The organism is Pseudoalteromonas sp. AOP7-A1-14, assembly GCF_052376275.1.
Classification (GTDB): Bacteria; Pseudomonadota; Gammaproteobacteria; order Enterobacterales; family Alteromonadaceae; genus Pseudoalteromonas.
This window is the reverse complement of the sequence record NZ_JBQSVO010000264.1, coordinates 1-859: the sequence shown is the minus strand read 5'-3', so window position 1 is coordinate 859 and position 859 is coordinate 1. Positions and strand designations below refer to the sequence as shown.

Sequence of the window (859 nt, the reverse complement as noted above, 5' to 3'; positions counted from 1 at the left end):
AATTTAGTATTATTATTTATATCACCCTCGCATTGGCTGTTTTTGATCTAGGCAAAACCATACTAGAAGAAGAAATTTTGATGCATAAAGATATATTTCGGCATTCTTCTACCCGGCGTACAATCACACGGTTTATTTCAACAGTATTAATTGCGATATCAATTGAAGCATTACTTACGATGTTTAAAGCGGCGTTAGGGCAGTCAGAGTATCTAATGCCTGCAATAGCTATGATGCTTGCCGTCGTTGGATTATTAATAGCACTCGCTATTTATGTTTACCTAGGCGCAAAAGCAGAAATATTATTAATGCGAGCACGCTTAATGCAAAAATCCTCCAAATAGGAGGATTTTATTTTTACGTTGAAATAAGCTTAAATTATTCTTAAATTTAAGCTTATTTCCTATCTTCAGTGCGTTTAGTTTTAAAATCAGACTCGCTAGTCCATTTTGGCCAATCGTCATTATTAGCAAGCTGAGTTGCTATATCAATAATTATATTTATATCCTGCTTAACGCCGCCTAATGACCAATCAGGTGAGTAATCGTCACCTTCTTTATGATATTTATTAGCAATATAATCTGGGTCGGTATCGCCAAGGCTCATAAATAATAAACTTGGTACGCCTTGTTTAGCGAGAGAGAAGTGATCAGATCTGAAAAACAGACCATTTTGCGGGCGAGGATCCATTTTAACTACACGACCCTGTTTTTTTGCCGCTTTGGCTAGGTAAGTTTCCATCTCTGATAAACCCTGACCGTATTGTAAAATATAATCAGTGCTATCAAGTACATTCATACCATCAATATTTAATAAACCAACAATTTGTTTTGTAGGTACAACGGCACCAGATGCAAAT

The 859-nt window shown here is 35.9% G+C and carries 1 protein-coding gene and 1 pseudogene; one reads left to right on the top strand and one right to left on the bottom strand.

Annotated elements, in window-relative coordinates:
* Nucleotides 1–344: pseudogene (locus tag ACT3RM_RS18015) on the top strand (general glycosylation pathway protein); the annotation flags it as partial.
* A gap of 52 nt (nucleotides 345–396) precedes the next feature.
* Here ACT3RM_RS18015 and ACT3RM_RS18010 read toward each other — a convergent pair.
* Nucleotides 397–859, bottom strand: a 463-nt coding sequence (locus tag ACT3RM_RS18010; protein WP_444511533.1) for a M28 family peptidase, incomplete at its 5' end; no start/stop codon positions are given.